The 6,758-nt window shown below is 62.5% G+C and carries 5 protein-coding genes; all 5 read left to right on the forward strand.

Going from position 1 to position 6,758, the window contains the following annotated elements; translation table 11 throughout:
• Positions 1-247: 247 nt before the first annotated feature.
• Positions 248-1,486 (forward strand): nickel pincer cofactor biosynthesis protein LarC, encoded by a 1,239-nt coding sequence (gene larC / locus OXT71_06550; protein MDE2926041.1) that lies wholly within the window; start codon positions 248-250, stop codon positions 1,484-1,486.
• Between the two features lie 6 nt (positions 1,487-1,492).
• Positions 1,493-3,421, forward strand: coding sequence for a methionine--tRNA ligase (gene metG / locus OXT71_06555; protein ID MDE2926042.1), 1,929 nt, complete (start codon positions 1,493-1,495; stop codon positions 3,419-3,421).
• A 19-nt stretch (positions 3,422-3,440) separates the two neighbouring features.
• Positions 3,441-4,259 carry a TatD family hydrolase gene (locus OXT71_06560; protein MDE2926043.1) on the forward strand — a complete coding sequence of 273 codons (819 nt, stop codon included), beginning with the start codon at positions 3,441-3,443 and terminating at the stop codon, positions 4,257-4,259.
• A 61-nt stretch (positions 4,260-4,320) separates the two neighbouring features.
• Positions 4,321-5,313 carry a polyprenyl synthetase family protein gene (locus OXT71_06565; GenBank protein ID MDE2926044.1) on the forward strand — a complete coding sequence of 331 codons (993 nt, stop codon included), beginning with the start codon at positions 4,321-4,323 and terminating at the stop codon, positions 5,311-5,313.
• Positions 5,314-5,505: 192 nt separating this feature from the next.
• Complete coding sequence (locus OXT71_06570) at positions 5,506-6,615, forward strand: DUF4143 domain-containing protein (protein ID MDE2926045.1); 1,110 nt, start codon at positions 5,506-5,508, stop codon at positions 6,613-6,615.
• The last annotated feature ends 143 nt before the right edge of the window (positions 6,616-6,758 follow it).

The following is a 6,758-nucleotide window of genomic DNA, read 5'->3' on the forward strand; positions in this document are numbered from 1 at the left end:
CGATTCCTGAGCTGCCGGGAGACGCGAGCCGAGCCGGGCGAATAGGAAATCGCCCATCCAGGAGCGGCGGTTTCCCAACCGCCGATTCCTGCGCTGCCGGGAGACGCGAGCTGAGCCGGGCGATTAGGAAATCGCCCTCCCAGGAGCGGCGGTTTCCCAACCGCCGATTCCTGCGCTGCCGGGAGACGCGAGCCAAGCCGGGCGATTAGGAAATCGCCCCTCCTTCCGGCGTGCTATTGTGTGCAGCATGGGCACGGACGGAGGCCGCGATCGCATCCTCTACTTCGACGCCTTCAACGGCGTCAGCGGGGACATGATCCTGGGAGGGTTGCTGGATCTGGGGCTCCCGTTGGAACACCTCAGGCGGCGGCTCGCGTCATTGCGTCTGGAGCCCTATCGCCTCAGCGCCCGCAAGATCGACCGGAACGGACTCTCGGGGACCGATTTCCGTGTCGAACTCGAAAATGGCGGGCACTCCCATGGTCACTCCCATGGACGCACGCCAGGGCAGATCTACGGGCTGATCGAAGAGAGCCGCCTGGAGGATCCGGTCAAGGAGATGGCGCTGTCGGTGTTTCGGCGGCTGGCCAGGGCCGAAGCGGCCGTCCATGGGGAGTCGGTGGAGCACGTTCACTTTCACGAAGTGGGGGCGGTGGACGCCATCGTAGATATCGTCGGCGCCTGCATCGGAATCCACTATTTGGGCGCCAGCCGTTTTTTCTCGAGTCCCCTGAATCTGGGCAGCGGCACCGTGACCTTCTCCCATGGAACTTGGCCCGTCCCCGCCCCCGCGACGGCTCATCTGGTTCGCGGCTTTCCCGTGGTCATGGGAGACGTGCAGGCCGAGTTGACCACGCCCACCGGAGCGGCCATCGTCACCTCGCTGGCGGCGCCCGGCGCTGCGACCCCCGCCTGGACCCTGGATCGATGGGGGTTCGGAGCCGGAGACCGGGAACTGCCCGGAATTCCCAACATGTTGAGGCTGGTTCTCGGCCGTGAAACCGCCGAGGGACGGCCCTCCCCGGGAGCCGCCGAAGGAGTGCGCGACGAAGAGGTCCTGGTCCTGGAGGCCGATATCGACGACCTGGATCCCGAAGCCATCGGCTACGTCATGGAGGCCGCGCTGGGTCAAGGAGCTCTGGACGTTCGTTGCGTACCCCAGCAGATGAAGAAAGGAAGGCCCGGACACCACCTCTCGGTGCTTTGCCGGCCCCGGGACCGGGACCGCATGATGGGTCTCATCTTCCGGGAGACGACGACCCTGGGGATTCGTTGGAAGCCGTGGCGGCGTTGGGTCCTGGAGCGCGAGTTCCGGGAGGTGGAGACCGGGCACGGAACGGTACGGGTCAAGGTGGGACTCTTCCGCGGCGAGCCGGTCACCGTCTGGCCCGAGTACGAAGACCTGAAAAGGATCGCCGAAAAGACCCGTCTACCGTTGAAGAACCTGAGACAGATGGCGATCCGCAAGGCGTCCGGGACAAAGTAGCGGGCCATGTCCAAGACCTTCTACCTGACGACTCCTCTCTACTATGTCAACGACGTGCCCCACGTGGGGCATACCTACACCACCGTCATCGCCGACGCCATCGTCCGCTACCGGCGGATGTGCGGCGACGACGTCTCCTTCCTCACCGGCACCGACGAGCACGGTCTCAAGATCGAGCGGTCGGCCCGGCAACAGGGCATCGAGCCCCAGGAACTGGTGGACACCTATGCCGCCAAGTTCCGAAGCACCTGGGAGCAGCTCGGGCTGGACTTCGACGAGTTCATAAGGACCACTCAGGAGAGGCACTATCGCGCCGTCGCCAAGCTCTTCCGGGCGGTCAAGAAGAGCGGAAGCGTCTATCTGGGTCAGTACCAGGGCAACTACTGCGTGGGCTGCGAGTCCTATGTGGCGGAGGGCCGGATTTGTCCCGACTGCGGCCGGCCCACCGAGTTCATGACCGAGGACAGCTACTTTTTCAAGCTGTCGGCATTCCAGGAGAAGCTGCTGCGGTTCTACCGGGAGAACCCGGATTTTGTGGTCCCTCGCTCCCGGATGAACGAGGTGGTCCGCTTCGTCGAAGGCGGTCTTCAGGATCTCAGCATCAGCCGCACTTCATTTCGCTGGGGCATCCCGGTCCCCGGCGACGAGAAGCACATCTTCTACGTCTGGTTCGACGCCCTCACCGGATATATCTCGGGCATGGGCTACGGCACCGACGACGAGAAGTTCGAGAAGTGGTGGCCGGTCGACGTCCATCTCATCGGCAAGGACATCCTTCGGTTCCATGCGGTCTACTGGCCGGCGTTTCTGATGGCGGCCGGTCTGGCCCTCCCCAAGCGGATCTTGAGCCATGGGTGGTGGACCATCGAAGGGGAGAAGATGTCCAAGTCCAAGGGCAATTTCATCACCGCCGACGAGCTTTTGAACGTGGTCGGGACTGACTACTTCCGCTACTTCCTGCTCCGGGAGATTCCCTTGGGTTCCGACGGGAACTTCTCCTTCGACGGGCTGCGGACACGGGTCAACAGCGACCTGGTCAACGATCTGGGGAATTTGGCCCAACGCACGCTGAAGATGGTCCGCAGCTATTTCGGCGGCGTCATTCCGGACGCGGGAGAATCGGACGGGAAGGGCCGGGAACTCCGGAAGTCTTGTGACGAGGCCGCGCGGCTCTACCAGGATCGATTCGGGGACCTCCGGATCAACAAGGCCATGGAGGCCGTCTGGGAGTTGATCGGCCGTGTGAACAAGTACCTGGTGGTCAACGAACCCTGGATTCTGGCCAAGGATCCGAACCGCCGGGCGCAGCTCGGGAGTGTCCTGTACAACGCCGCGGAGGCGTTGCGAGTGATCGCGGTGATGTTGGGTCCCATCGTTCCCGAGGGGGCGGCTTCCATACTGCGCCAGCTCGGCATTCGGCGGCCCCTTGAAGATCATGGGATTCCCTCCATGGAGTGGGCCGGTCTGGAGAGCGGTTCCTCCATCGGGCGGTTGGGTCACATCTATCCCCGTTTGGAAAAGAAGGAGTTTCGCGTGAAAGTGAAGAATCGACGCGCAGGCGGCGCCGAATCGAAAAAAACCGCGGCCGGCAAGGTCGCCGGCCGGGACGATGCCCGCATCGACATCAAGGAATTCGCCAAGGTCAGGATGCAGGTGGCCCGGATCGTGAGCGCAGAGCCCATCCCCAAGTCGACCCGCCTTCTCAAGCTCAAGGTGGACTTGGGGTCGGAGGTCCGCCAAGTCGTGGCGGGAATCGCCGAGCAGTACTCGCCGGAGTCGCTGCCGGGACGTCTGGTCGTCATTGTGACCAACCTCAAGCCGGCCAAGCTCATGGGCGTGGAGTCCAACGGAATGATCGTGGCGGCTTCGGACGGAGGAAAACCGGTTCTGGCCACCTTCACCGAAAAGGTGCGCCCGGGTTCGGTTCTGACCTGAGCGGGCTCGAGAAATCCCGGTGTTTGTCGACTCCCACGCCCATCTCGATGCCCCCGTCCTGCAGGCCGACCTGGAGGGAGTCCTGTCCCGGGCACGGCAGGCGGGAGTGGAGCGGATTCTGACCATCTGTTGCCTGGAAGGGAACCGTCATTCCGCCGAGACCACGCTGAACCTGTTGGACCGCTACGACGGACTCTGGGCCGCCTTCGGCGTTCATCCCCACGACGCCCGTTGCTTCTCGGACGGCATCGCCTCGGAACTGGCCGATCTGTTGCGGCATCCCAAAGCCCTGGCCTTGGGGGAGATCGGCCTCGACTACCACTATCTGAACTCTGATGCCGACGCTCAGAGGGAGGCGTTTCTGGCGCAGATCGAACTGGCTCAGGCTGCAGGCAAACCGATCGTGATCCACTCCAGGAAGGCCGAGGATGAGATCTGCTCGATTCTGGAGCAGAAGTACCCAAGTGGAGATGGACTCAACGGCGTGGTCCACTGTTTCACCTCCGACGAGCCGACCGCCCGGCGCTGCCTGGACCGGGGTTTTTTCATCGGACTGGGAGGCATCCTCACCTTTCGCAAGGCCGATTCGCTGCGAGCGGTGGCGAGCCGTTTGCCCTTGGACCGGATCCTGATCGAAACCGACTCCCCGTACCTGGCCCCCGTTCCCTTTCGGGGCAAGACCAACGAGCCTGCCCGGGTGGTGGAAGTCGCGCGGGAACTGGGGAGGGTCCGCGCCCTGACCCTGGAACAGGTGGGTGAGAGCACCCGTTCAAACTTCGAGAGACTGTTCTGCGCCGGTTCCCACCGGGAGCCGGGCCGATTGGCAGTCTCAAATTGACGTTGATATAGTTTTCCCCCGATTGCCTTGCGCTCCCGGGACCGTATGATCAGGAATGGACGTGCAGACTAGCCGACCGCTCACTCTCAAGGACATTTTCCTGCTGGTGAAATCGGATCTGGCCGAGGTGGAGACCCGCCTCGATACGGAGATCCAGAGCGCGATTCCCTTGGTCAACGACATCAACCGGTACCTGCACACGAGCGGCGGCAAGCGGCTCCGGCCGGCCGTCCTGCTGCTGGCTTCCAAGCTGTGCGGGGCCCGTACCGAGGCGGCGCATCGCTTGAGTGTGGTGGTGGAATTGATCCACGTCGCCACGCTGGTCCACGACGACATCATCGACAACAGCGACGTCCGCCGCGGGCGGCCCTCGGTCAACGCCAAATGGGGAAATCAGATTACGGTCCTCATGGGCGACTGGCTCTACATGACCTCTTTTCAGATCGCCATGAAGGAGCGGTCGATGAGGATCTTGGACATCCTCATCGACATCACCCGCAAGATGGTGGAGGGAGAGCTCCTGCAGCTTGAGCTGGAGGGGCGCATGGACATCACGGAGCCACAGCAGTCGCAGATCAGTCTCTACAAGACGGCGTATCTTTTTTCCGGTTGCGGCCGCCTGGGAGCGATTCTGGGCAACATGGATCCGGCTCGGGAGGAGGGTCTCGCCCTCTACGGCCGGTCCCTGGGGATGGCCTTCCAACTGGTGGACGACCAGCTCGACTACACCTCCGCCCAGAAGGACATGGGCAAGCCGGTCCTCAAGGACCTGGAAGAGGGAAAGATGACGCTTCCCATCATCTTCATGCTTCGCCGTGCCCGCCGGGCGGAAAAGGACTTTGTCCGGCAGGTGATCCTCCAGCACGATTTCAGCGATGCCAACAAGCAGGAGATCCTGGGTCTGGTCTGGAAGTACGGAGCTTTGGACGAACTGAAGCTTCGGGCCCGAGCCTACGCCCAGCAGGCCAGGGATGCGCTTGCGGTCTTTCCCGATTCCATCTACCGGGACGCCCTTCTCCAGGTGCCCGACTTCGTCCTGGATCGAAACAACTGAGGAGGACCGGACATTCTTGTCCCCTCTTCATCACCGGCCCGGAACCGGAATGAAGCCAAGCGGAGCACTCTGGACTGTTAAACTATTTCGGAGTATATTCCGAATTAGTTTAACCTTTTCGGAATTACTTACGATTTGGCGCATTACACTCGAATCCTCAACATCGACCTGCCACGCGGGCACTCAGCGTTCTTGTGGGGCCCCCGCAAGACTGGAAAGTCGACATTGCTGCGTCGGCGATTCCCGCATTCCGCGCGATTCGACCTGCTCGATACCCGCCTGATGCTGGAGTTCACTCGGGCGCCTTGGATCCTCTCGGAACGGATAAGGGCGCTGGATGAGGCGACACGCGCCAGGATTATCATCATCGATGAAGTGCAGAAAGTGCCGTCCCTGCTCGACGAGGTCCATCGCCTGATCGAGGACGACGGTCTCAGCTTCGTGCTCTGCGGGTCCAGTGCCAGGAAGCTGAAGCGCGGGCGGGCGAACCTGTTGGGAGGACGGGCTTGGCGTTTCGGGATTCATCCCCTGGCTTGGCCCGAGATTCCCGGGTTCGAACTGCTGCGCGCGCTCCGCCGAGGCTTGATTCCGCAGCACTACGACACGCCGAATCCGCGGCGGTTGCTCGCCGGATACGTGGACGACTACCTGAAGGAGGAGGTGTTCGACGAAGGGTTGACGCGGAACACTGCCGCGTTCTCAAGGTTTTTCGATGCGCTGTCATTCTCCCACGGAGAGTTGCTGAACTACAGCAACATAGCGAGAGACTGCGGCGTCGACTCCAAGACCGTCCGGGAATACTTTCAGATCCTCGTCGACACTCTGCTCGGCGTTTTCGTTGAGCCGTTCCGGCGGCGCCGTTCTCGCGCCGTCATCGTGCGAGCCCCGAAATTTTACCTCTTCGATGTCGGCGTGGCCGGCCACCTCACCGGGCGCCGAGTCGAATCCGCCTCAGGACCGGGATTCGGACGCGCCCTGGAGCATTTCGTGCTGATGGAATTGCTGGCCTATCGCACCTATCGCGAGCAGGAGTATCCGATTCGCTTCTGGCGCACCAAGTCGGGACTGGAATGCGACTTCGTCCTGGGACGCGAGGGCGCGGTTGCGATCGAGGTCAAGGGTGGCGCTAATCCCGGTCCCCGAGACCTCCGCCCGATTCGTGCGTATATCGACGAACACCGGCCCCGCCGGGCTGTCGTCGTCTGCAACGCGGCCGCTCCCCGGCGCACCGCCGACGGCATCTGGATCCTGCCGTGGGAGCGGTTTCTGGATCGATTGTGGACCGATACGATCACCGAATGATGCAATGACCCGGAAGGGGAAATTCTTGTCCCCCCCTTCATCATGGGGAGCGGCGGTTTCCTAACCGCCGAACTGGAGCGGCGATTTCCAATCGCCGAACTCCTGACTGACAACTTGGCGACAAAGATTGGGCGATTGGAAAT

The organism is Acidobacteriota bacterium, from assembly GCA_028874215.1.
Lineage (GTDB): Bacteria > Acidobacteriota > UBA6911 > RPQK01 > JAJDTT01 > JAJDTT01.

Coding starts and splice junctions, on each gene's coding strand:
- larC (MDE2926041.1), top strand. CDS start 248: ATGGGCACGGACGGAGGCCGCGATCGCATCCTCTACTTCGACGCCTTC.
- metG (MDE2926042.1), top strand. CDS start 1,493: ATGTCCAAGACCTTCTACCTGACGACTCCTCTCTACTATGTCAACGAC.